At 55.2% G+C, this 24,050-nt stretch carries 19 protein-coding genes and 1 other RNA gene; 14 read left to right on the top strand and 6 right to left on the bottom strand.

Translation table 11 applies throughout. The features are described from left to right. The first annotated feature begins 59 nt into the window (after positions 1-59). Together PK28_RS04945 and PK28_RS04940 are read left to right on the top strand one after the other, a co-directional pair. Positions 60-329 (top strand): hypothetical protein, encoded by a 270-nt coding sequence (locus PK28_RS04945; protein WP_044512015.1) that lies wholly within the window; start codon positions 60-62, stop codon positions 327-329. An 82-nt stretch (positions 330-411) separates the two neighbouring features. Continuing rightward, positions 412-747, top strand: a complete 336-nt coding sequence (locus tag PK28_RS04940; protein ID WP_044512013.1) for a hypothetical protein — start codon at positions 412-414, stop codon at positions 745-747. Positions 748-861: 114 nt separating this feature from the next. On the opposite strand, the gene ssrA is transcribed toward PK28_RS04940, so the two are convergent. Further along, positions 862-1,232, bottom strand: a transfer-messenger RNA (tmRNA) gene (gene ssrA, locus PK28_RS19685). 280 nt (positions 1,233-1,512) lie between these two features. Between ssrA and PK28_RS04935 the strand changes: the two genes are divergently transcribed. The 5 genes from PK28_RS04935 (at position 1,513) to PK28_RS04915 (ending at position 11,311) form a co-directional block, all read left to right on the top strand. Continuing rightward, positions 1,513-3,501 (top strand): DNA polymerase III subunit gamma/tau, encoded by a 1,989-nt coding sequence (locus PK28_RS04935; RefSeq protein WP_044512010.1) that lies wholly within the window; start codon positions 1,513-1,515, stop codon positions 3,499-3,501. Positions 3,502-4,000: 499 nt separating this feature from the next. Continuing rightward, entirely contained in the window at positions 4,001-7,048 is a 3,048-nt protein-coding gene (locus tag PK28_RS04930) for a M16 family metallopeptidase (RefSeq protein WP_231576221.1), read from the top strand. A 177-nt stretch (positions 7,049-7,225) separates the two neighbouring features. Then, a complete protein-coding gene (gene icd / locus PK28_RS04925) occupies positions 7,226-8,491 on the top strand; it encodes an NADP-dependent isocitrate dehydrogenase (protein WP_044512007.1) in 1,266 nt (421 codons plus the stop codon). 61 nt (positions 8,492-8,552) lie between these two features. After that, positions 8,553-10,496: an AAA family ATPase gene (locus PK28_RS19845; protein ID WP_071885044.1), complete on the top strand. Its 1,944-nt coding sequence runs from the start codon at positions 8,553-8,555 to the stop codon at positions 10,494-10,496. 83 nt (positions 10,497-10,579) lie between these two features. Continuing rightward, positions 10,580-11,311 carry an MOSC domain-containing protein gene (locus PK28_RS04915; RefSeq protein ID WP_044512003.1) on the top strand — a complete coding sequence of 244 codons (732 nt, stop codon included), beginning with the start codon at positions 10,580-10,582 and terminating at the stop codon, positions 11,309-11,311. 244 nt (positions 11,312-11,555) lie between these two features. On the opposite strand, the gene PK28_RS04910 is transcribed toward PK28_RS04915, so the two are convergent. Then, the gene (locus tag PK28_RS04910) at positions 11,556-13,052 is read right to left on the bottom strand and encodes a serine hydrolase domain-containing protein (RefSeq protein WP_231576220.1); all 1,497 of its coding nucleotides are present in this window, start codon (positions 13,050-13,052) and stop codon (positions 11,556-11,558) included. Between the two features lie 167 nt (positions 13,053-13,219). Here PK28_RS04910 and PK28_RS04905 point away from each other — a divergent pair, with 167 nt between their 5' ends. Beyond that, a complete protein-coding gene (locus PK28_RS04905) occupies positions 13,220-13,522 on the top strand; it encodes a DUF3817 domain-containing protein (RefSeq protein WP_316931971.1) in 303 nt (100 codons plus the stop codon). Between the two features lie 87 nt (positions 13,523-13,609). On the opposite strand, the gene PK28_RS04900 is transcribed toward PK28_RS04905, so the two are convergent. Beyond that, on the bottom strand, positions 13,610-14,320 hold the full coding sequence (locus PK28_RS04900) for a ferritin-like domain-containing protein (protein WP_048825605.1): 711 nt from the start codon (positions 14,318-14,320) through the stop codon (positions 13,610-13,612). A gap of 306 nt (positions 14,321-14,626) precedes the next feature. Between PK28_RS04900 and PK28_RS18855 the strand changes: the two genes are divergently transcribed. From PK28_RS18855 to PK28_RS04875, 5 genes are all read left to right on the top strand, one after another. Next, a complete protein-coding gene (locus PK28_RS18855) occupies positions 14,627-14,944 on the top strand; it encodes a cupin domain-containing protein (RefSeq protein WP_048825603.1) in 318 nt (105 codons plus the stop codon). A 355-nt stretch (positions 14,945-15,299) separates the two neighbouring features. Continuing rightward, positions 15,300-16,838, top strand: a complete 1,539-nt coding sequence (locus PK28_RS04890; protein WP_044512000.1) for an aldehyde dehydrogenase family protein — start codon at positions 15,300-15,302, stop codon at positions 16,836-16,838. Positions 16,839-17,055: 217 nt separating this feature from the next. Beyond that, positions 17,056-18,255, top strand: a complete 1,200-nt coding sequence (locus tag PK28_RS04885; RefSeq protein WP_044511998.1) for a pyridoxal phosphate-dependent aminotransferase — start codon at positions 17,056-17,058, stop codon at positions 18,253-18,255. 83 nt (positions 18,256-18,338) lie between these two features. Next, a complete protein-coding gene (locus PK28_RS04880) occupies positions 18,339-19,025 on the top strand; it encodes a cytochrome b/b6 domain-containing protein (protein WP_044516285.1) in 687 nt (228 codons plus the stop codon). A 120-nt stretch (positions 19,026-19,145) separates the two neighbouring features. Continuing rightward, complete coding sequence (locus PK28_RS04875) at positions 19,146-19,649, top strand: hypothetical protein (protein WP_156126243.1); 504 nt, start codon at positions 19,146-19,148, stop codon at positions 19,647-19,649. Between the two features lie 161 nt (positions 19,650-19,810). Here the strand turns inward: PK28_RS04875 and PK28_RS04870 are convergent, their stop codons facing one another. Continuing rightward, a complete protein-coding gene (locus PK28_RS04870) occupies positions 19,811-20,854 on the bottom strand; it encodes an NAD(P)-dependent alcohol dehydrogenase (protein ID WP_044511992.1) in 1,044 nt (347 codons plus the stop codon). A gap of 118 nt (positions 20,855-20,972) precedes the next feature. On the opposite strand from PK28_RS04870, the gene PK28_RS04865 reads away from it, so the two are divergent. After that, positions 20,973-22,520, top strand: a complete 1,548-nt coding sequence (locus PK28_RS04865) for a glycosyltransferase family 39 protein (RefSeq protein WP_044511989.1) — start codon at positions 20,973-20,975, stop codon at positions 22,518-22,520. 11 nt (positions 22,521-22,531) lie between these two features. Here PK28_RS04865 and PK28_RS04860 read toward each other — a convergent pair whose 3' ends face one another. Together PK28_RS04860 and PK28_RS04855 are read right to left on the bottom strand one after the other, a co-directional pair. After that, positions 22,532-23,275 (bottom strand): DUF1990 domain-containing protein, encoded by a 744-nt coding sequence (locus PK28_RS04860; protein WP_044511987.1) that lies wholly within the window; start codon positions 23,273-23,275, stop codon positions 22,532-22,534. Then, the gene (locus PK28_RS04855) at positions 23,247-23,807 is read right to left on the bottom strand and encodes a DUF1990 family protein (protein ID WP_044511984.1); all 561 of its coding nucleotides are present in this window, start codon (positions 23,805-23,807) and stop codon (positions 23,247-23,249) included. Before PK28_RS04855 ends, PK28_RS04860 begins: the two co-directional genes overlap by 29 nt. Positions 23,808-24,050 lie beyond the last annotated feature (243 nt).

The following is a 24,050-nucleotide window of genomic DNA, read 5'->3' as shown; positions in this document are numbered from 1 at the left end:
CACTGGCCATAGCTGGTACTTTTCGAACGATTTCCGAAAACAACTGTTTATTTGCCACTATGGCAGAAGTAACCAACCTCACATTTGCAGAAGCAACCCGCACCGAACCCATGGTGCAGTATGCTTTCTGTATAGATGCATCCAACCGTCCCGCCAACCACGTGGGCGACTGGCCTGAAGAAGGCAAACTTTACCCCGTACGCACCGTGCCCAGCAAAGTGGAAGGCATGGAACTGGTGCACGTCCTCGGCTTCGAAGGCGAGGCCCCGTACTACAACGCCTTCGGCCCCCACCGATTTGAGATGCTAACGGAAGTGTTTCTGAACTAACAAAAAAAGCCCCGACCTCAGCAGGTCGGGGCTTTTTTGTTATACTCCGTCAGGTGTAGAAACTGCTTTGTAACTTGTAGCTATGACCCAAAGACAACTAGAACAAGCCGGCTTTTTCGGAAAAACGCCGCCTCTTGAACAGGCTAACTACATTAATGAGCGAGGTGAATATGTATTCATTGGCAACTCAATGAAGTTTGAGCATAATATCATTGCTCAGGATGGCAGCTTTTTATTTGCATCATATGACCAGCCTCTTGGCACCTGTCGACTTATGACCAGTGAGGAACCGACGGATAATAGCCACTACCTTGGCGACTCGATGACTGACCAGCAAGAGTTAGTAATAAGAATCGACGCATATTTTACAGCCCATGGAGGCAAAGGGAGTAAACAGTTCGCTTTTACAGACAGATAGCTGCGAAGCGTCAGCTTTTCCTTCCTAGGTTGTATTTCCTCTTATGCACAATTTGTAGGCAAAAGAATTGGCAATTCACAAAAAAAGCCCTCCCCGAAACCGGGGAGGGCTTTTTTGTGGAGCTGCAGGGATTCGAACCCTGGTCCAGACAAGGAAGGCGTCGAGCTTTCTACGTGTGTATCTATGCTTAAATTTTCGTGGGAGCCCAGGCGCACATCAGGCCCTTGGTTTCCCCTTATCTGTTTGAGTTTCGCTCTGGCGTCACAGCGCCACCAGAACTATCCTAACTACTTACGACGCCCCGAACTCACCCGTGAGAAGGAAGACGGGTGCGGGACGATGACATTACTTAGTACCTAGACTAAGCAGCCATGGCGTACGAATAGTCGCCAGTTATTGTTTGGACGGCTTTTTAGCGGGAGATTCATCCAACTCCCGACACGCTTACTCGCGACTTGCTCAAGCTGTCAATTCCAGTCAGCCCCAGAAAAGAAAGAACGATACCCGCCCCAAGAGGCGGGGTGCGAAGGTACGCACATCAGGCAATAAACGTTGCTGCGGGGTGAATTTGTTCCATTTAAAGTAGGGAACACAGTAGCGCGAAGCTCCGGCTTCGCGTACGAGCGCAGCGAGTTCCAAACGAATGCAGACGCCTGCTACTCGCGTTGCTCGTACGCGAAGCCGGAGCTTCGCGCTACTGGTGGATGGCAGCCTCCTGTCCCCTTCCAAAGCCCGGGTTTTCGCGGTATCTTTGTGGCTAGTCGTATGGAGAATTTCGTTGTATCTGCCCGCAAGTACCGCCCAGCCACGTTTCGCAGCGTGGTGGGTCAGCAGCACGTAACCACTACCCTGCAGAACGCCATTCTGAGCAACCACCTGGCGCAGGCGTTCCTGTTTTGTGGACCGCGCGGCGTGGGTAAAACCACCTGTGCGCGCATTCTGGCCAAAACCATCAACTGCACCAACCTTACAGCTGAGGCTGAAGCGTGCAACGAGTGCGAGTCGTGCCGGGCGTTCAACCAGAACGCCTCCTTCAACGTGCACGAGCTAGATGCGGCTTCCAACAACTCTGTGGAAGATATTCGCTCCCTGGTGGAGCAGGTACGCTACGCTCCCCAGGCCGGCCGCTACAAGATTTATATCATCGACGAGGTGCACATGCTCTCCAACGCGGCCTTCAATGCCTTTCTGAAGACGCTGGAAGAGCCACCGAGCTACGCCATTTTTATTCTGGCTACCACTGAGCGCCACAAGATTATCCCCACCATTCTGTCGCGCTGCCAGATCTTCGACTTCAACCGCATTAAGGTGGATGACATGCGCACGCACCTGCGCTATGTGGCCACCCAGGAAAAAGTACAGGCCGAAGACGACGCCCTGCATCTGCTGGCCCAGAAGGCCGATGGCGGCCTGCGCGACGCGCTGTCCATGTTCGACCAGATGGTGACCTTCTCGGGCCACAATCTGACCTATAAAGACGTTATCCAGAACCTGCATATTCTGGATTATGAATACTATTTCCGCTTAGTGGATGCTTTGCTGACGGAAAACCTCTCGGCCGCGCTGCTATTGCTGGAAGAGGTGATGCAGAATGGTTTCGACCTGCACAACTTTGTGGTAGGTGCCGCCGAGCACCTGCGTGGTTTGCTGGTGTGCAAAGCCCCCGTAACGGTGCAGCTGCTGGAAGTATCGGAAGGCATTCGGGCGCGCTACGTGCAGCAGGCCCAGGCCGCGCCGCTGGCGTTTCTGCTCTCCGCCCTGAACCTGGTGAGCCTCTGTGACCGGGAGTTTAAGCAGGCCAAAAACCAACGCCTGCACGTGGAGCTCACGCTCATGAAGCTGGCCTACCTCAACGGGGCCGTGCAGTTTGCCCGCGACCTGCAAGGTGGCGCGGCCGCCAGCCCGCAGCGCGCATCGTCAGATAACGGCGAGGCGAAAAAAAAAACTAGTGTAGCGCCGGCTGCGGCTCCTGTGGCCGCCGCCAGCAGTCCGGTTAAACCAGCCGTAGCGGCCGCTCCACAGCCTGCTACGGCTCCCATCAAGGCCATTCCCGCCGACCCGGAACCTCTGATTCCGGTGGATAGCGGCGTAGAGGAGCTGCACGAGACGCTCAGCATTGAGAATCCACCCGCGCCGGTGCCCACGCACCATCAGGTGCTGGACAGCACGCCGCACGTAGAAACGGGCCGCCCCAGCGTGGCCGGCCACGAACCCGGCGACATACCGGTAGTAGCCGCGCCAATTCGGCCCATGCCTTCCCTCGCCAAAAGTGGGAGCATTTCCAAGCTGCCCAGCCTAGCTGGTATCAAAGAACAAGCGGCGCGGGAAAACTCGGCCAGTCGGGCCACGGTGGTGGAGGAAGACGCGCCCACCACGCCGGGCACGCTGCCCACCATTGATGATGCCCTATTGCAGCAGGCCTGGGCCGCGCTGAAGGACATATATAAAGCCAGCAGCATGAGCGTGTACACCGTGCTGAACCGCCCCGTGCAGGCCGATGAAAAGCACGTCATCAAGCTTCTGGTGGATAACCCGGTGCAGGAAGACGTATTTAACGAGTATCGGGCCGAGCTGACGGGTGAGCTACGCCGCCGCACCGGCTACCCGCGCCTCACCCTACAGGCCGAAATAGTAGAGCAGCAAAGCACCGGCCGCAAGCTCTACACCTCCGCTGATAAGTTTGAGTATCTGGCCGAAAAATTCCCTGCCCTGGTAGAAATGCGCCAGCGCCTGGGTTTAGACACTGATTTTTAGAGAGTAGAAACTAAAAATTGGATGCTAAAACTAGCTCCCCTCCTTTTTTAAGGAGGGGTGGCCGCAGGCCGGGGTGGTGAAAGCCGTTGTTTGGTTGAACGAAGCCCGACTGTCATGCAGAGCGGGGCAAAGCATCTCGCGTGCTGCCGTTGCCGTGGTAATTGTCATGCTGAGCTTGTCGAAGCATCTTGGTAGTGTGGTATACCTTGGCAACGAAGCGGTAGAGATGCTTCGGCAGGCTCAGCATGACAATTACCACGGCAGCACGCGAGATGTCTCGACAGGCTCAGTAGGACGTTCCAGATAAACAACGATTGATCAACCACCCCTAGCCCCTCCTCATCTGAGGAGGGGAACTAGCTTTTAGCCGTAGCTTCTTCCCCGCTATTCTGGCTTTGTTCTTTTCTATCAAGCCAGAATCCAAATCGGCTTTTAATTCCAAGGCGGGCGGCCTATCTTTGATTTCTTGTTTCCTGCCTGAAATTCTGCGTCTGCTCTCGTGAAAAAACCCTTTCTGCTTTTATTCCCGGCGGTAGTTGCGCTGGGCCTCACTACTCAGTGCCAGTCTAGTAAGCCCGCCGCTTCGGCCACAGCCCCGGTTTCCCAAACCAAGGAATATAAGTACACCACCGTAGAAGGCGACCCACTGAAGGCCCGCATCTACACCCTCGACAACGGCCTGACGGTGTACCTCTCCGACTACGAGGATGCCCCGCGCATTCAGACCTACGTAGCGGTGCGCGCCGGCTCTAAAAACGACCCCAGCACCGCCACCGGCCTGGCGCACTACCTGGAGCACATGGTGTTCAAAGGCACTTCTCGCCTGGGCACGCAGAACTGGGCCGCCGAGAAAACCGAGCTGGACAAGATTGAGGCCCTCTACGAGGTATACCGCTCCAAAACCGACCAGACCGAGCGCAAGCATCTCTACCACCAGATTGACTCGATTTCCAGCGTGGCGGCCAAGTACGCCGTGGCCAATGAGTACGATAAGGTGATGGGCGCCATTGGGGCGAAAGGCTCCAACGCCTACACTTCCAACGAGCAGACCGTGTACCAGGAGGATATTCCCTCCAACCAGATTGAGAAGTGGGCCGCCATTCAGGCCGAGCGTTTTGGCGAGCTGGTGCCGCGCCTGTTCCACACAGAGCTGGAGGCCGTGTACGAGGAGAAAAACCGCGGCCTCGATAACGACTTCAACAAGGAGTTTGAGGCCCTGAATGCCAGCCTGTACCGCAAGCACCAGTACGGCACCCAAACCACCATTGGGACCATTCAGCACCTGCAAAACCCCTCTATCACGGAAATCAAGAAGTATTTCGACCAGTATTATGTGCCGAACAACTTCGCGGTAGCCCTGAGCGGTGACCTGGACTACGACCAGGCCATCCGGGTGATTGACAAGTATTTTGGGCAGCTGAAGAGCAAGCCGGTGCCCACGTTTACCGTGGCGCAGGAAGACCCCATTACGGCGCCTATTGTTAAGGAAGTGAAAGGCCCCGACGCGGAAAACGTCATGCTGGGCTTCCGCTTTCCCGGCACCACTACGCCCGATGCGCTGGTGCTGCGCATGATTGACAAGATTCTGAGCAACGGCCAGGCCGGTCTGATTGACCTGGACCTGAACCAGCAGCAGAAAGTGCTGCAGGCCGCTTCGTTCACCGATATCAACGACGACTACGCCTCGCACATTCTCTACGCTACCCCACGCCAGGGCCAGAGCCTGACGCAAGTACGCGACCTGCTCCTGGGCGAGCTGAACAAGGTGAAAAAGGGTGACTTCCCCGACTGGCTGATTCCAGCCATCATCAACAACGAGAAGCTGCAGCGCACCAAAAGCTATGAGAGCAATGAGGCCCGTGCCGGTGCCTTTGTATCAGCCTTCATAGCCCGCCAGGATTGGAAAGACTACCTCAAGCAGATTGACGACTTTGGTAAGATTACCAAGGCCGATGTGATGCGCGTGGCCAACCAGTACTATCAGAACAACTACGTGGCCGTGTACAAGCGCACCGGCCAGGACCCCAACAAAGTAAAAGTGGTGAAGCCGGCCATTACGCCGGTACCCGTAAACCGCGAAGTAGCGTCCAGCTTCTACAAGCAGGTAACGGAGATGTCCTCACCCGAACTACAGCCGGTGTTCCTGGACTACAAGAAGGATATTCAGGAGCTGAAACTGGCCTCGGGTGTGCCGGTGTTCTACACCCGCAACACCGAGAATAACCTCTTCGATTTGTACTACGTGCTCGATATGGGCACCAACAACGACCCGCGTCTGGGTCTGGCCGCCGACTATCTGCAGTACCTCGGCACCGATAAATACTCGGCCGCGCAGCTGCAGCAGGAGTTCTACAAGCTGGGCTGCTCGTTTGGCGTGCAGAGCGGGCAGGACCGCGTGTACGTGAGCCTCTCCGGCCTCGACGATAACTTTGAGCCGGCCCTGCAGCTGTTTGAAAGCCTGCTGGCTAACCCCAAGCCCGATGTCGCCGCCCTGAAAAACATGGTGGATGGTGTGCTGAAAGCCCGTCAGGATGCCAAGCTGAACAAGCAGGTAATTCTGAGCCAGGCCATGGTAAACTTCGCCAAATACGGCCCCAAAAACCCCTTCACCTCGCAGCTCACGGAAAAGCAGCTGCGTGCCCTGAAGCCAGAGCAGCTAACGGCGCTCATCAAGAGGATTCCGACCTATCAGCACCGGGTGCTGTACTATGGCCCGCGTGTGGTTATTGATGCTGACGAACTTCCTGTAAAGGTTAAAGATCCAATAACAGGAAAGGATACTAACGTAGTTAAGCAGCCTATTACAGCTAGTGGGCCAAGCAGAGGACTATCTACGGTTCTGAACCAACTGCACAAAACACCTGCCACCCTCACCCCTGTGCCAGCCAATAATGACTTCGCGGAGCAACCTATGAAGGACCGCAAAGTCTATTGGGTCGATTATAACATGGTGCAGGCGGAAATTCTGTTTTTGACGAAGGGCGACGCGTATGACAAGAACATTGTGCCTACGGTGAGCCTGTACAACGAATATTTTGGCGGCTCTATGGGCAGCATCGTGTTTCAGGAGCTGCGCGAGAGCAAGGCGCTGGCGTACTCGGCTTCGTCGCGGTATGCCAATGCCGATAAGCTGGGGCGCTCCAACTACATTCTCTCCTACATCGGGACGCAGAGCGACAAGCTGCCCGAGGCCATGGCCGGCATGCAGACCCTTCTGAACGATATGCCCGTGGCCGAAGCCAACCTGCAGATTGCCAAAAACGCTATCCGCAACAGCATTGCCACGGAGCGCATCACCAAGTCCGACATCCTGTTCAGCTACGAGCGCGCCAAGCGCCTGGGCCTGGACTACGACCTGCGCCGCGATGTGTATGAGAAAACCTACAACATGAGCTTTGATGACCTGAAGAAGTTTCAGGAAGCCAAAGTGAAGGGCCAGAACCAAAGCATTCTGGTCATTGGCTCCAAGGAGCGGCTCAACTTCCCGGAATTAGCCAAATACGGAAAAGTGCAGCAGCTCACCCTAAAAGAAATTTTCGGGTATTAAGGCAGAGCTTAGGAATTAGGGGGCCGCTCTTAGTTTCTTTGCACCGCCTTTTGGGCACCCCATTGTTTTTGCAGTACCCGCGGCCTGCGCCTTCCGTCCCTCCTACCCGGCCCGGCATACATCCTTTCACCTTAAACCGAAGACCGAAGACCTACGTCCCCAAGTCCTTACATACCAATGGCAGAGCAAAAAATCACCATCAAGAACGGCAAGCTGAACGTACCCGACCAACCTACCATTCCCTTTATTGAGGGCGACGGTACGGGTCCGGACATTTGGGCGGCTTCCGTTAAAGTGTTTGACGCGGCAGTGGAAAAAGCCTACGGCGGCAAGCGCAAGCTGATGTGGAAGGAAGTGCTGGCGGGAGAAAAGGCTTTCAAGCAACTCAATAACTGGCTGCCCAACGAAACGCTGGATGCCTTCCGCGAATACCTGGTGGGTATTAAAGGTCCCCTCACCACGCCCGTAGGCGGCGGCATTCGCTCCCTGAACGTAGCTCTGCGCCAAGAGCTGGACCTGTATGCCTGCGTGCGCCCCGTACGCTGGTTCCAGGGCGTGCCTTCACCCGTGAAGCACCCCGAGCTGACGGACATGGTTATCTTCCGCGAAAACACGGAGGATATCTACGCCGGCATTGAGTATATGAACGGCACGCCTCAAGCCCAGAAAATGCTGGAATTCCTGCAGGATGAGATGGGCGTGAAGAAAATCCGCTTCCCCGAGACTTCCTCCTTCGGCATCAAGCCCGTTTCCAAGGAAGGCACGGAGCGCCTGGTGCGCGCCGCCATTCAGTACGCCATTGATAACAAGAAGCCTTCCGTGACCATTGTGCACAAAGGCAATATCATGAAGTTCACCGAGGGTGCCTTCAAAACCTGGGGTTACGAGCTGGCCGAGCGGGAGTTTGGCGACAAAGTGTACACCTGGAGCCAGTACGACAAAGCCGCGGCCAAGCAGGGCCAGGACGTAGCCGATGCCCAGCAGAAGGCAGCCCTGGAAAGCGGCAAAATCCTTATCAAGGACAGCATTGCCGATGCCTTCCTGCAGCAGATTCTGCTCCGCCCCTCCGAGTACTCGGTAGTGGCTACCCTGAACCTGAACGGCGACTATATCTCCGATGCCCTGGCCGCCATTGTGGGCGGTATCGGCATTGCGCCCGGTGCTAACATTAACTACGTAACCGGCCACGCCATTTTTGAGGCCACCCACGGCACGGCGCCCAAGTACGCCAACCAGGACAAAGTGAACCCCGGCTCAGTTATCCTCTCAGGGGCACTAATGCTGGAGTACATGGGCTGGCAGGAAGCCGCCGACCTCATCTACAAAGGCATCGAAGCCGCCATTGCCTCCAAGCGCGTCACCTACGACTTCGAGCGTTTGATGGAAGGCGCTACCCTGCTAAAGTGCTCGGAGTTTGGCGACGAGATTATCAAGGATATGTAATTTAATTTTGTTAAGAAACTAATAAAGGCAGAGTCACGAAAATGGCTCTGCCTTTTTTCATATGAAAATCTACGAACTAATCAACGCAGTTGAAATACCGACTAAGTTATCTGGCCATATTTTTGACCATAACAAATCAGAGATAAAATTAATGCATCCTCTTTCGAGAGTAAATACATTAATTGGCACTAACAACTCTGGAAAGAGTTTGTTAACAAGGGAAATATTAAAATCTGTAATTAACAAGTCATTTGTAAGCCAGGGAGCTGTAGCAGCAATAAATATTGATTTAAATAATATTACCAAAAAATTAGAAACTTTATTTGAAGAAATTTTAACATACAAAGGCAATAACAATGCAGAATTTACAAAATCAGATATAAGTAAAAATTTATACATTTATCAACAAACAGAATCAATACAGGCACTAATAGCAAGAGCCGAGGTAATACATTCTTTATTATTAGTTGATTATTATCATGTTATCCGTGTTGGCGGGGGAACTTATCACAATAGCAGCAGTAGACATGTTGCAAATTTTGGAATACCCCTATTAAATGAGCTACTAAATAATTTGGGTAAATATAATATAATAGAAAAATACTACAAAATATATATACCAACGATTAGAAGTTTACGTGTTTATTCAAATCCTTTCGAGTTTGAGGAAAAAACTAGACAAGAATATGATATAAAAAAGCTGGAAGACCAAACTGATCAAAATAAATCAAGTAATATAATTATTCAAAATGGGCAAAATTTTTATCAGCAAATTTTTAAGTTAAGAAACTCAGACCACGAGCAAATCGAAAAATTACACAAATTTGAGAAATTTCTATCAATCAATTTTTTTGACTCAGATAACATTTCTTTTATAACTGATGATGAAAAAAAAATAATAAAAATAAAAATTGGAGGGGAAAAAGCACAACCAATCCATCATTTAGGGGATGGTTTACAGATGATTATTATTCTAACATTTCCATTTTTCAATTATGAACGAGGAATAATTTTAATAGAAGAACCAGAATTATTTATTCATCCGTCTTTACAAAGAAAACTCATGGATTTATTATCCAATGCAGAACAAACAAGCAATTTTATGATCTTTACAGTAACACATTCAAACCATATCATTAATTATTCCTCTCACAATGAAAACACATCCATTTTCAGCATAAATAAACAAAAGACGCATACACGTGATTATTTACCTAACTTTCAATTGCAAAATATAAGTTATGGAGATACTTCTGTACTAGACTTAATTGGAGCAAATAAATCATCAGTTTTTTTATCAAATTGCTCGATTTGGGTAGAAGGCGTTACAGATAAATTATATTTACAAAAAATGATTGATACATATTTAAAAAGCAATAAAAGCAAAAATAAATACAGAAGCTTAAACAACAAAATCAAAGAAGGGCAGCACTATATATTCGTTTATAGCACTGGAGACAATATTGTTCACTTGGATTTCGAAAATAATAATTTACTTGATAATATTTCCAGCAAAGTACCAGTAAAGTTTTTATGCGGCAAAGCAATGGTAATCATTGATGACGATAATAATAAAAATACAGATCGAAAAAAGGCATTAAAAGAAAAATTAAAATTCAATCTACTTGTTTTAAATGTTACTGAAGTAGAAAACCTATTATCTCCTGATGTAATAATAAAAACTATTAAAGACTACCCAAGCATAAAAAAACACCAAATGATTTCAATACCAGAATTTAAACAGGAAGACTATAAATATATTAAACTAGGAACATATATAGACGATAATCTTTTACCTAAATTAAAAAAGATTAATAAAAAGGAAACTATAAAAACCAAGAGCTTTAAGAAAGATAAAACAAGCACCAACTCTACCATTAACAACAAAGTAGAGTTTTGTGAATATGCTACCATGCATATTAATGAATCAAATTTATCTACCGAATCAATACGAGTTATTGAATCAATATTAGATTTTATAATAAAAAACAATCCAAATATTTAATTTTCATCTTATCCTAATGCTCTCTTTGTAACCCTTAAAGCACCTCCCAACTGGCCTGCACTTTTATTCCTTTTATTTACTCTATGCCATGCTTTCCGCCTCTATCCATTCCACTCGCAGCCGTATCCGTGGGCAAGCCCCAGCAATTAGGCTCGCCTGATGCACCAAACCCACTGGCGCGGAAATGGGTAACGGCCATCCGCAAAACAGCCGTTACGGAACCGCTGTGGCTGGATGCCCTCAACCTAACCGGCGACGGGCAAGCCAACCTGAAAGCCCACGGCGGCCCCGATCAGGCGTTGTGCGTGTATCCCGGCACACATTATAGCTACTGGTCGGAGCGGATGGGCCAGCCCCTGCTGCCCGGGAGCTTTGGCGAAAACCTCACGCTGGCCGGCTCTTGCACCGAGCAGGATGTCAGCCTCGGCGACGTATTTCAATGGGGCGAGGCGCGGATTCAGATTTCGCAGCCCCGCTCGCCTTGCTTCCAGCTAGGTTTGCGCTGGCAGCTGCCTTTGCTGCCCAAATGGCTGCAGGATTCCGGCTTCACGGGCTGGTACATGCGCGTGCTGCAGCCCGGCCGCGTGTCGGCGCAGGATACGCTGGAGCTGATAGAGCGCCCCTACCCCGAGTGGACGGTGGCCCGCGCCAACAGCGTGAAATATGAACTGCGCGAAGACCTGGCCCTATCGGCCGCGCTGGCGGCTTTGCCAACGTTGGGCCACCACTGGCGGCAAAAAATGCTGGGGCGCACCTCCGGCACCCTTCCCCTCTACGACGACGCCAACCGGCTGGAAGGCACATCGGCCGGGTAGTTTGACCAAGCCACTGGCTTCTCAGGAACGTCATGCTGAGCTTGCCGAAGCATCTCTACCGCTTCGCTTGTCATCCTGAGCTTTGCGAAGGACCTTCTCACGCTAGCACAAGTCATTGATACGCAAGTCGTGCAGCCGTGAGAAGGTCCTTCGCAAAGCTCAGGATGACAGGTGGTTTGGCAACGTCAGCACACGAAATGCTTCGACAAGCTCTGTATGAAGGTTGAATTAAGCCACTCCCCGCTTAATTTACCCGCTTCAGATACTCCGCTGCGGCCTGGTTTTTAGGATTGAGGGCCAGGGAGCGTTGGTAGTTTTTGGTGGCCAGCGCCTTGTTGCCCAGCGACGCGTAGGTTTCGGCCAGACTATCATAGGTGTTGGCGCTTTGGGGGTACAGGCTCACGTTCAGCTTAAAGATTTCCAGCGCATCCTGGGGCTTGTCCTGCTTCATAAGGGAGTAACCCCAGTCGTTTATCTCCGCTTCGGGCAGCTGCAGCTGGGCGTTCTTCTTTTTCGCCTGCTTCACTACCTGTTGGGCGTGGATAAATCCGCGCTGGCGTAGCTCTTGGTGCAGGGCGCGCAGGCCCGGCGACATGCCAAAGCCCGTGGCCACCTGCATATCGGGAATATAATACCCGGCCAGCTCGTCGATGAAGGTATCGGGGTTGGCACCCGTCAGGTTGGTTAGCACCACAATGGCCAGGTCGTCTTGTGGGTACACGAATACGGCGGAGCGGCCGCCGCCCACCGGCGCCACGGCCGGGTGCGTAGGGCGCGAGACGGTGGGCCAGCCCAGGGCATAGCCGTTCAGCAGGCGGCTGAAGCCCGCGTGCCTGCCGTTGTTGAGCTGGCCCGGGGTCCAGAGGGTAGCCAGGCTGGCGGGCTTCAGCAGCTGGCCCTGTTGCAAAGCCAGAACCCAATGGGCCATTTCCTCGGCCGTAGAGCTCATGCCCGCCGCCGTGCGCAGCATGGGCGAAAACACCTCAAACATATTGCGCAGCTCACGGCCCCGGCGCATCTGCCCGTTAATGTTCTGATAATAGGTATAGCCCCGAGCGCTGTGCGGCAGCACATCGTGGGCGTCGCCGGAAGTGGTCTGGGGCATGCCCACCACGTTGAGCTGCCGCTCCTGAATAAACTGCGCAAAAGGCTGCCCGCTGAGCTGGTCGATGATTTTGCCCAGCAGCAGGTAGTTGGTTTGATTGTAGGCGAACTTCTCGCCGATGGGGGAATCCAGGGGCTGAGTTTGCACCTTGGCCCAGGCGGCGGTTTCGTTTTCTTCCGTCACAATGGCGCCTTCGGGCAGGATATCGGGCAGGCCGGAGGTGTGCGTGAGCAGCTGCCGCACCGTTACGGGCTGCCAGGCCACGGGCAGGCCCGGGAGGTAGCGCGACACCGGCGCACCCAGATCCAGCTTGCCGGCTTCCACCAGCTGCATTACGGCCACCCCCACAAAGGCTTTGGTGATGGAGTTAATCACAAAGCGGGTGTGCTTGGTAACGGGCACGGAGTCTTGCACATTGGCCAGCCCATACTGCGCCACTTTCACCAGCTTGCCGTGCCGGACAACTGCCAGCTGCAAACCCGGGATGCGCTTTTGCTGCATGATGGTCGTCAGAAACGTGTCCACGCTGTCGGCGGGGGCAGCAGGGTGGGCTTCTGCCTGAAAGCAGCAGCTCATCAGGAGCAAAAGCAGGAAGGCGGGCAGGAAGCCTCGGAAGCGGGTAAGGGTTGTTTTCATGTAGCGTACGAACAGGGAAGGGAGATATAGAAGGCAGATGCACTGAGCGGGGTAAAGGTTGTCTCTATTTATTAATTATTCGATATATATTATAAAATACATGCAACACTGTACCTGAAGCGGGTTTAGCCATGACGCCGTAACTTGCGGCCTCATTCAGTTTGGGTATGATGCTGGTTTCTTTGTTGCGGACTTCGCTGGGGCGTCTACGGACGGTTGGTTTTCTGGAGGGAGTCTCCTTTCTGGTTTTATTGGGCATTGCTATGCCGCTGAAGTACCTGGCCGGGCAGCCGGAAGCCGTGCGCCTGGTGGGCATGGCCCACGGAGTGCTGTTTGTGCTGTATGTGCTGCTGGTGATTCAGGCAGCTATAGAGCACAGCTGGACGTGGCAGAAAACGCTGCTGGCGCTGGTGGTATCGGTGTTGCCCTTCGGCACCTTCTGGGCTGATAAAAAGCTGTTCCGGGAGTAGCCACTCCCCTGCCGCTGAGCGGACTACAGCAAGAAAAAGGCACCCTGGTTGGGGTGCCTTTTTGCTTTATTTCGATGCAGAAACCACTTACAAGGCACTGGCCGCATTGGACTGAAACTCTATGCTTTTCAGCCGCTGGTAGGTGTCCTGCGACTGGCCGTACTGGCGCACTAGCTCCTGCCGTATTTCCCCGGACAGGCCCGGGGCCTGCAGGGCTTCGCGGTAGGCTTTCAGGGCCCATTCTTCGCCGTAGATATTGGAGCCCAGGATGGCGTTTTCATCAAAGCCGGTGAAGGTGGCTTTGGCATCCATCCAGCCGCGGTAGAGCTTGCCTTTCAGCGTGGTGCCTTGTTCCGGGCTTGCGCCCTGCTGCTGTAGGTAGCCATTGAGCTTATTGGCAAACTGCTGGCTCTGGCTCACCAGCTGGCTGTAGTAGCCTCGCAACTCCGGGTCTTTGCTTTCGTCGGCGGCGCGCTGGTAGCCTTCCACCCGGTCGTTCACAAACTGGAGCAGCTCCTGCAGCGTGTCGGTCTGGCTGCGGGTGGAGGAGCCGCCCGCGTTGCCGCTTTTCAGCAAGGAAGTAACGCCCAGCAGCAGCAGCGCGCCGCCCAGAATTTTCTGGGTGGTGCTCATGCTCCCAATCATGCCGCCCACGGTGCCTTTGCCGAATAGCGAAGCGCCTTTGCGGGAGGAGTACATATCGTGCTCGTCGTACTCCGGGCTATAAGAAGCGTAGCGGGCGGAGTTGGTGCGGCCGGCTGAGCGGCTGCCCCAATTGGTTTGCTTTGCATAATCCATAACTGACAGAAAAATGGGTTAGAAATTGAAAACGGATTCAGTAATTACAGTGGTAACAGGTAGCGAAATGCTAGTTAGGCATCAGGTATTCAGTACTTCGCCACCGTTGGGGTGCGGCGCCTGCCCCGTGATGTAAGTAGGTAAACACCTTTTCCAACGCACACAAAATGGATAGGTTAATGGGGGAGCCGCAGTTTCCGGCAAAAGATTTTGGCTTGGCAACATAGGCAGTCTTAGCATGACGAATGTCATTTTAGGCGGGCTCTGGGCGGGGTAGCTTTGGCTTTCACTAGTTTCTTACCGCATATGTCTACTACCTCCACCATTTTCCATACGGGCAGTTTGCTGGCCGGCTCCCATCCTGCCATCGGCGAAACCAAGGGTCAGGTTTTGCTGGATAAAAACGGCTCGAAAGTCATTTTTAAAACCTTCCAGGCCGGGGAGGTTATGCCCACGCACGATGCCCCCATGGACGTGCTGGTAACCGTGCTGGCCGGCCGCCTCATTATCACCGTAGCCGACACGCCCACGGAAGTGGAAGCCGGCGACTTTCTCATTATTCCCGCCAAAGAGCGCCACTCCCTGGCCTGCCTGGAGCCCGCCCGCATCCTGATTTACCGCTAGCCGCCTTTCGGCCTTATTTGCGCAGGAGCCTCCCCACCGGAGGCTCTTTTTGCGTTTGGGCTGTTTAAGAAAATAGCAGGACGAGCAAAAGCTAGAAAACTAGTTCCCCTCCTCAGATGAGGAGGGGCTAGGGGTGGTTGATGAACGCCAGAACGAGTTTTAGAACTACAGGCTAGATGATGTTCAACGATTGGTCAACCACCCCTAGCCCCTCCTCATCTGAGGTGGGGAACTAGTTTTCTAGCTCTAACACTAGCTGCACTCGACATGACGCTCTGGCTACGTTTTCCGTAATGCCGATAACTTGACTGCCGCAACCGCTCCCCTATTCTTTCCAACCGACCTTTTTTCTTCGATGTCTAAAATTATTTCGCCCCAGGTAGAATATGCCGGCCTGCTGGCCCAGGTAAAGCAACTCACGCCGGAAATCTTTGATCAGGACGGCCGCTTTCTGAACCTGCTGGAAGGCCGCTGGCAGGAGCCCGGTAAGCCCCGCGAGTTTATCTCGCCGGTAGATGGCACGGCCCTGGGCGGGCTGCCCATGCTGGACCACAGCACCGGCCTGCGCGCCGTGCAGGCGGCTAAAAAGGAAGCCGCCGCCTGGGCCGCCACCGATTTGGATGAGCGCAAACGCCGCGTGCAGGACTGCCTGCACCAGCTGCGCCCGCAGGTAGACCTCATTGGCAAACTCCTTATCTGGGAAATCGGCAAAACCTACAAGCTGGGCTTTACCGATATCGACCGCGCCATTGAGGGCGTGCAATGGTACGTGGATAATATTGAAGGTATGCTGGGCCAGCGCAAGCCGCTGGGCTTGGTGAGTAACATTGCCAGTTGGAACTACCCCATGTCGGTGCTGCTGCACGCGGTGCTGGTGCAGGCGCTGTGCGGTAACGCCGTTATTGCCAAAACGCCTACCGATGGCGGCTTTATTTCCCTGAGCGTGACGTTTGCCATTGCCCGCCGTTGCGGCCTGCCCGTGACACTGGTGAGCGGCCCCGGCGGCGAGCTGAGCGACGTGCTGGTGAAAAACAAGGCCATCGACTGCCTTAGCTTCGTGGGTGGGCGCTACAACGGCCGCAACATTGCCGATGCCCTCAGTGAGCACAACAAGCGCTACATGCTGGAAATGGAAGGCGTGAACACCTACGGCATCTGGGATTACAGCGACTGGGACACTCTGGCCGACCAGCTCAAAAAAGGCTACGACTACGGCAAGCAGCGCTGCACCGCCTACGTGCGCTTTGTGGTGGAGCGCCGCCTGTTCCCGCAGTTCCTGGAAACCTACTGGAACACCATCCGCAGCCTGAAAGTGGGCAACCCCACTTTGGTAGATACTCCAGACGATAAGCTGCCCGATCTGGCCTTCGGCCCCGTCATCAACAAAGCCCAGGCTGAGGACCTAGACCGCCTCTACGCCGACGCGCTGAAAACCGGCGCCACGCCCATTTATGAAGGCAAGCTGGACGATGCGCTTTTCCTGCCCGGCCAGGACCGCTCCGCCTACCGGGCCCCGCGGGCCCTGGTAAACCTGCCCCGCCAGAGCGAGCTGTACTTCAAAGAGCCCTTTGGTCCCATCGACAGTATTGTGCTGGTAGACCGGGTAGAAGAGCTGGTAGGCGAAATGAACATCAGCAATGGCGCGCTGGTAGCCGCCGTGGCCTCCGACGACCAGAAATGGGCCGAGCGTACCGCTAAAGAAGTGCGCGCCTTCAAGGTGGGCATCAACAAGCTCCGCTCCCGCGGCGACCGGGAAGAGGTTTTCGGCGGCCTGGGCGAGTCCTGGAAAGGTGCTTTTGTGGGCGGTAAGCTCCTGGTAGAAGCCGTAACGCAGGGTAAAGCACCAGTGCTGGGCAACTACGAGGACGCTACGCTGCTGCCGGAGAAGATTTAGTCTAGCCTTACTTCAGGTTGCGGATTATTAGTCTAGGAAGCTAGAAAAGCTAGTTCCCCTCCTCAGATGAGGAGGGGAACTAGCTTTTAATTCAAGCTCTAACTTTTAACTCTGCCGGGGTTCCCGCCTTCTTCCCACCGTACTTGTCGAAGCAACACAACTCCTAATTAGGCGGTGAAGGTGCCGCAAATTTGCGCGCCCGGTCGTAATTTTGGAGATGCTGACAATCTCCGAACGTGGCCAGGCCATGCCTTTGTCGCCTTACCGGCGGCTGGCGCCGTATGCTGAGGCCGCCAAAGCCCGCGGCCTCACCGTGTATCACCTCAACATCGGCCAGCCTGATATTGAAACGCCTCCGGCTATGCTGGAAGCAGTGCGCAACGCGGATATCCAGGTGCTGGAATACAGCCACGGCGCGGGCCACCCCAGCTACCGCCGCAAGCTGGCCACTTACTACCAGCGCGCCGGCATCAACGTCAACGAAGACGAGATTATCGTAACAACCGGGGGCTCGGAGGCCATTCTGTTTGCCCTGCTGAGCTGCCTGAATCCCGGCGACGAAGTGCTGGTGCCCGAGCCCTTTTATGGAGCTTACACGGCCTTTGCCATTGCGGCCGGCGTACAGATGGTGCCCGTGCGCTCTTATGTGGAAACCGGCTTTGCACTGCCCCCCGTGCCGGAGCTGGAGGCACATATTTCGCCGCGCACCCGGGCCATCCTTATCTGCAACCCCAATAACCCCACCGGCTACGTGTACAGCCGCCCGGAGTTGGAGCAGGTGCTGGCCCTTTGTGAAAAGCACAGCCTGTATCTGCTGGCCGATGAGGCGTACCGCGAGTTCTGCTACGAAAAGCCCTTTGTAAGCGCCCTGCACCTAGGCCCGGCCGCGGCCGAGCACGTGGTGCTGCTGGATACCATTTCCAAGCGTTACAGCGCCTGCGGAGCCCGCCTGGGAGCCTTTGTTACCAAAAACAAGGCGGTGCACGATGCCGCCTTTCGCTTTGCCCAAATGCGCATTTCGCCGCCCGGCCTGGCCCAGCTCTTGGGCGAAGCCGCCGCCGACCTGCCCGACTCTTACTTCGACCACACCAAAGCCGAATACCAGGCCCGCCGCGACCTGCTGGTGCAGCGCCTGCAGGCTATGCCGGGCGTGCGCTGCCCCGTGCCCGGCGGCGCGTTCTACGTGCTCTGCCGCCTGCCCGTAGACGATGCCGCCCGCTTTTCCCAGTGGCTGCTGGAGGATTTCGACTACCTGGGTCAGACGCTGATGATTTCGCCGGCGGTGGGTTTTTACGCCACGCCCGGCGCCGGCCTGGATGAGGTGCGGCTGGCCTACGTGCTCAACCTCACGGCCCTGGGGGCGGCTATGGATTGCCTCGCCCACGCCCTACAAGTGTACCCCGGTCGGCGGGAGTAAGCCGTTGGTCGAGGGAATGTTGGCGGTAATTAATGGATGCTCTATCTTCCGCCTTCGCTTTTTTCTGCTTTCACCTCCTGATTATGGCTTCTTCTACCTCCACTATGGCGCCTGCGCCGGTTACTATAAAGAAATATTCGGCCGGGTTGCGCCTCTGGCATTGGGCTAACTGGGCCGTTATTTCCGGTTTGCTCAGCACCATTCTGTTTCTGAAGGTCATCATTAACATAAAGGGGCTGTTTCCGAAGATGCAGGAGACCCTGGCAAAAAACGGAGTAGAGGCCACCCAACAGCAGCTGCGCGGCATTGGCGGGCTGGTGAGCCACCGCATCTGGGACTGGCACATTTACCTGGGCGTAACGCTGGCTGGGCTGCTGCTGTGGCGCATTGTGGTAGAGTTTGTGCAGCCGGCTTCGCAGAAATTCAGTGCCCGCCTGCAACAGGCCAAACAATCAACCCACGATGCTCCCAATCAGCCGTTCCACATGCGGCACTCGGTGCTGGTAAAGTACTCCTACCTGCTGTTTTATGTGCTGCTGCTGGTGATGGTAGTAACCGGGCTGGCCCTCACCTACGCCGATGACGTGGAGGCGCTGCACAAGCTGGAGCACACCATTAAGGAAGTGCATAACGTGAATATGTACCTCATTCTGGCCTTCTTTGCTGTGCACCTGCTGGGCGTAGTATGGGCTGAGCTGACCAAGGACCGGGGAATTGTTTCCGAGATGATTCACGGCGGCGGACCCAACCCCACGGATAAGCAGGCCTGATCCTTGCAGGCAGGGATTTTTCCTCAGGAAAAACGCCCGGCGCTGTGTAACTTCCATCCGCCCTGGCGGCCACTATGCTGGCTTCCGGGGCGGATTTTTAGTTTCTTTTGACTGTTTTGTATGCGTAGCTGTTTGTTACTGTTGGGAGTATTAGGTTCGGGGTGGCTGATCAGCAGTACGCCCCCAAAGCCGGCCGCGGCGCACTCCCTTATCCTGCGCCGTAATGGCGAGGCCGTCGTCACCGATTCCCTCAGCTCCCGCTTTGATGTAACCCCCAACGGCGGGCAGGTGCTCACCCTGACCATAGTGCCCGCCGCCACCCCCGACGACCCCGGCCTGACCATTATGGTGGATGAATTTAAGCCTGTGCCGGCCGTATACCGCTTTAAGGAAATCCTGACCGGCCACATCCGGGAGGCCTATTATCAGGTAGGCGACGTATCCGCCGAATCAAAAGCCTGCCAGCTCAACGACGGTGAAGTACGCATTACAGCCGTGGACTCCGAGCACCACCTGCTCACAGGCACGTACCGCGCAGTGGTCTGCCAGACCAATGTAGCCCGCAGCGCAGCTAAACGCCTGGTGCTGGAGGGCAGCTTCACGTATCCGTACGAGGTGCGGTAGTTTTTTGCTGTTGGCTGATAGCTACTGGCTGATGGCTATTAGCTGATAGCTGCCCCAAAAAAAAAGGCCTGTCTGATTTCAGACAGGCCTTTTTGTTCTTATCGAGCGGGCTTCCTTTGAAACCAATAGCTAACAGCCATCAGCCAGTAGCCAAAAGCTCATTACAGCGTGGCCATATCAATTACGAAGCGGTATTTCACGTCGGCTTTCAGCATCCGCTCGTAGGCTTCGTTGATGTAGTTCATGGGAATGACTTCTACATCGGAAACGATATTGTGGCGGGCGCAGAAGTCCAGCATTTCCTGAGTTTCATCAATGCCGCCGATGAGCGAGCCGGCAATGCGGCGGCGCTTGGCAATGAGGTTGAAGGCGTGCAGCTGCGGTGCTTCCGGGGGCACGCCCAGCAGAATCATGGTGCCGTCGCGGCGCAGCAGGTTCACGTAAAGGCTCATATCCAGGGGCGCTGACACCGTGTTGATGATGAAATCAAAGTAGTTGGTGACGCTTTTCAGCGCCTCAGCGTCCTTCGTTACCACAAATTTGTGGGCGCCCAGTGCTTTGGCATCGGCCTCTTTATTGGGGGAGGTGCTGAGCACGGTTACTTCCGCGCCCATAGCAGCGGCCAGCTTTACGGCCATGTGGCCCAGGCCCCCCAGGCCCATTACGCCCACGCGGTGCCCCTCGCCTACTTTCCACTGCCGCAGCGGCGAGTAAGTAGTGATGCCGGCGCACAGCAGCGGGGCCACCCCGGCCAGCGGCAGGGTTTCGGGCACGCGCAGCGTGAAGGCCTCATTTACCACAATGTGGTTGGAGTAGCCGCCGTAGGTGGGCGCGCCCGATTTCAGCTCGCGGCCGTTGTAGGTACCCACAAAGCCTACCTCGCAGTACTGTTCCAGGCCTTCGCGGCAGCTGGGGCAGGTACGGCAGGAGTCTACCATGCAGCCCACGCCGGCCAGGTCGCCGGGCTTAAACAGGCGTACCTGGTTGCCTACCTGGGTCACGCGGCCTACAATTTCGTGGCCCGGCACCATAGGGAAGATGGAGCCGCCCCACTCGTCGCGCACCTGGTGCAGGTCGGAGTGGCACACCCCACAGAACAGAATTTCAATTTGCACATCGTGCGGGCCCACGTCGCGGCGCTCAAACTGGAAAGGCTCCAGCGGAATATTCACCGCGGGCGCGGCATAGGCTTTGGTTGGTAGCATGGTTGTGTTGGTAAAGCGGGTTGATATAGAAACGTTAACTGATCCGGCGAAGGAAAGTTGGTGCGGGCGCAGCGTATATTGGGTTTTTCCTATTTTTGAGCGATTCTACGGCTCCTCTATGTCTGCACTTTACGCGCCTTCCCGCCGGCTTTATGGTGGCTGGCTTGTGGCTTTTTTCCTCCTTAAGATACTAGGTCAGTACCTGCTCATTCATCCGGCCTATCAGCTGCACCGCGACGAATACCTGCACCTCGACCAGGGCAACCACCTGGCCTGGGGCTATATCTCGCTGCCGCCGCTTACCTCCTGGGTAGCGTGGCTGGTGCAGGCGCTGGGCAACGGGGCGTTCTGGGTGCATTTTTTTCCGGCTTTGTTCGGGGCCCTCACGCTGGCGCTGGTGTGGGCGCTGGTACATGAGCTGGGCGGCGGCTTATACGCCAAGCTGCTGGCCGCCACGGCGGTGCTGCTCTCGGCGCTGCTGCGGCTCAACCTGCTGTTTCAGCCCAACTCCTTTGATATTCTGGCTTGGACGGCTGCCTATTACTGCCTCATTCGGTACCTGAATACCCAGCGTATAATCTGGATGCTGGCGCTGGGCGTAGTGCTGGGCCTGGGCATGCTGAATAAGTATAATGTAGTGTTCTGGGCAGCGGGCATGGCGCCCGCTCTGCTGCTTTCAGAACACCGAAACCGGATATTTGGCCACCGGGCTACGTATCTGGCGCTGGGCCTGGCACTGCTTATTTTTCTACCCAACATCATCTGGCAGATACAGCACGGCTTTCCGGTGGTGTGGCACATGCAGGAGCTGCAAAAAACCCAGCTGATACACGTAGAGCGCGCCGGTTTTCTGAAGGAGCAGCTGCTGTTTTTCCTGAACAGCCTGTTTGTGCTGGTGGCTGCTTTTGTGGGCCTGTGGCGCTATGCACCTTTAAAGCCCTACCGGTTTGTGGGCTGGAGCGTGGTGTTTACGCTGGTGCTGTTTACGTACCTGCGGGCTAAAGGCTATTATGCCGTGGGGCTGTACCCGGTATTGCTGGCTATTGGGGCCGTGTATCTGGAGCAGGTGCTGCACGCCGGGCGCTGGCGCTTTGTGCGGCCGGTTTTGGTGGCGGTTATAGCCGCCTTATTTATACCCATGCTGCTGATTGCCTTTCCCAACCGTCCGCCCCAGGCAATTCAGCAAAAAGGCGAGCGGTACCGGGCCATGGGCCTGCTACGCTGGGAAGATGGCCGCGACCATTCCCTGCCGCAGGATTTTGCCGATATGCTGGGCTGGCGCGAAATGGCCAGCAAAGCTGAACAGGCCTATCAGCTCCTCCCCGATTCTCTGCGGCAGCACACGCTGGTGCTCTGCGACAACTACGGCCAAACCGGCGCCCTAAACTTCTACGCCCGTCACCGCCTGCCCCCGGCCGTCTCCGTCAATGCCGATTACGTGTACTGGTTTCCCGACCTGCGCCACATCAAGGCCATCATATTGGTTTCCAATGATGCGCTGTCGGCGGAAGATGCCAGCCATTTTGCCCGCGTGCAGCAAACCGGCACCGTAACCGAGCCGCTGGCTCGGGAATACGGCGCCCGCATTTACCTGCTTACCGGCCCCGATTCTGCGATTATACAGCAGCTAAAGCAGGAAATAACGGATGGGCAGCAGCTAAAATAGCCGGCGGCTCACTACTGGGCTTTCTTTAATTGCTCCTTCGCCCCTTTGCTGGTTTCTGCTACTTCTACGGGCGGGGCAGCCGCGGCGGGTGGTGCCGTGTGGCCGGTGCGCAGCATTTCCTCCACCTGCGCGTGCAGCCGTTTTAGCGACTGATGCGCGAAACGGCGCTGCAGCATGCGCCCAAACAGCTTAAAGCCCAGCCAGTAAAACGGGTTGCTGATTTTGCCCACCTGCGAGAAGGCATGAATGCGGAATACCACGCGGCCCGTAGCCAGGAACTTGTGCACGGTAAAATCAATCTGGCCGCGCTCAAAATGGCCTTCCAGCGTGCGGTAGTTGTAGCCCCACACCTGCTCCTCGCCTTCGGGAGAAGCCCGTTTTTCATCGGTTACGCCCCCAATGCGCACGCCAAACCAGAAGGTAAAGAACAGGAAACGGCCGCGTAGCACCATCAGGCGCTTTTCCAGGGGCTGGTCAGGCACAAAAATGCCGGTAATCAGGCCGGGGGGTGGGAAGGAGTAGCGGCGCAGCACTTCGCAGGCGGCGGCCCAGCTGCCGTGCTCCAGGGGTGGGCCAGGCGTTTCGGGCGGCAGCTCTATTTCGTAGTCATCCACGCGCCAGCCGTTTTCGGCAGTGTACTCGTTGGTGGCAGTCAGGTCGAAGTTGACTTTTGCCTGCTCGTAGGCTTCCAGCCGGGGCCGATACTGTTTCCAGAGCGGCGGCGTCTCAGCCCTGTTTAACGTCGTGCTTGGCATGGTCGTGGTCTATGGTTTCAATGATAACCGGCCCCAGCGCCTGGCCGCCGCTGGCCTCGGCTACCCGTTCACAGAATATGCGCCAGGTGTTTTCCTGCACGCGCTTGCCCACCCCCAGCGTATCGTAGGCAAAAGACACGAGGCCGTCGCGGGAGCGGGCCCAGGAGTGAATTTCAAAGCGCAGCTTCCCGCCCGCCCGGCGGCGCACCGAAAAGCGGATGCGGCCCGCCTCCGGGTGGCCTTCCAGCGTGACAAACTCAAAATAGGTCTTTTCAATGCGCGTCACGCGCACGGTGCCGTTCCAGGGGCCCAGAATTTTGATGGAGAATTCGTCGCCCTTCTGCAGACAGTCCGAAGTGCCTTTGCGCTTTTCAAACTCGGCCAGTAAATCGGGGGAGAAATAGGGCACATCGCACTGCACGCGGCGCAGCAGCTCGTCGGCCGTCAGCGTGGCGCCTTCCATATCTATATAATAGCGGCGTTCCAGCAAGGGGCCGCTGCCCACGGATGCAGGCTGTTCTGATTCGTTCATGGTGGGCCAGATATATCGTAGGGTATAAGTAGCTATACCCTAACGCAACCTACGCAAGTGGGGTTGGTCTGCGCCCGGACCATACTGCTGGTATAGATGTGGCTGTACCGGTGGTGTAACCACGGCACGCGGCCCGTGGCATTCTATCTGTCTCATCCAGAGCAATAATGCCAATGCTGCCACGAGCCTGGGGCTCGTTTCATGCCGTGCAGGATGATCAGGTATTCCTAAAGCGGGGCAACG

Source organism: Hymenobacter sp. DG25B (assembly GCF_000801315.1).
Taxonomy (GTDB): domain Bacteria; phylum Bacteroidota; class Bacteroidia; order Cytophagales; family Hymenobacteraceae; genus Hymenobacter.
Note: the sequence above shows the minus strand (reverse complement) of the source record. Positions and strands in the feature narration are given on the sequence as shown.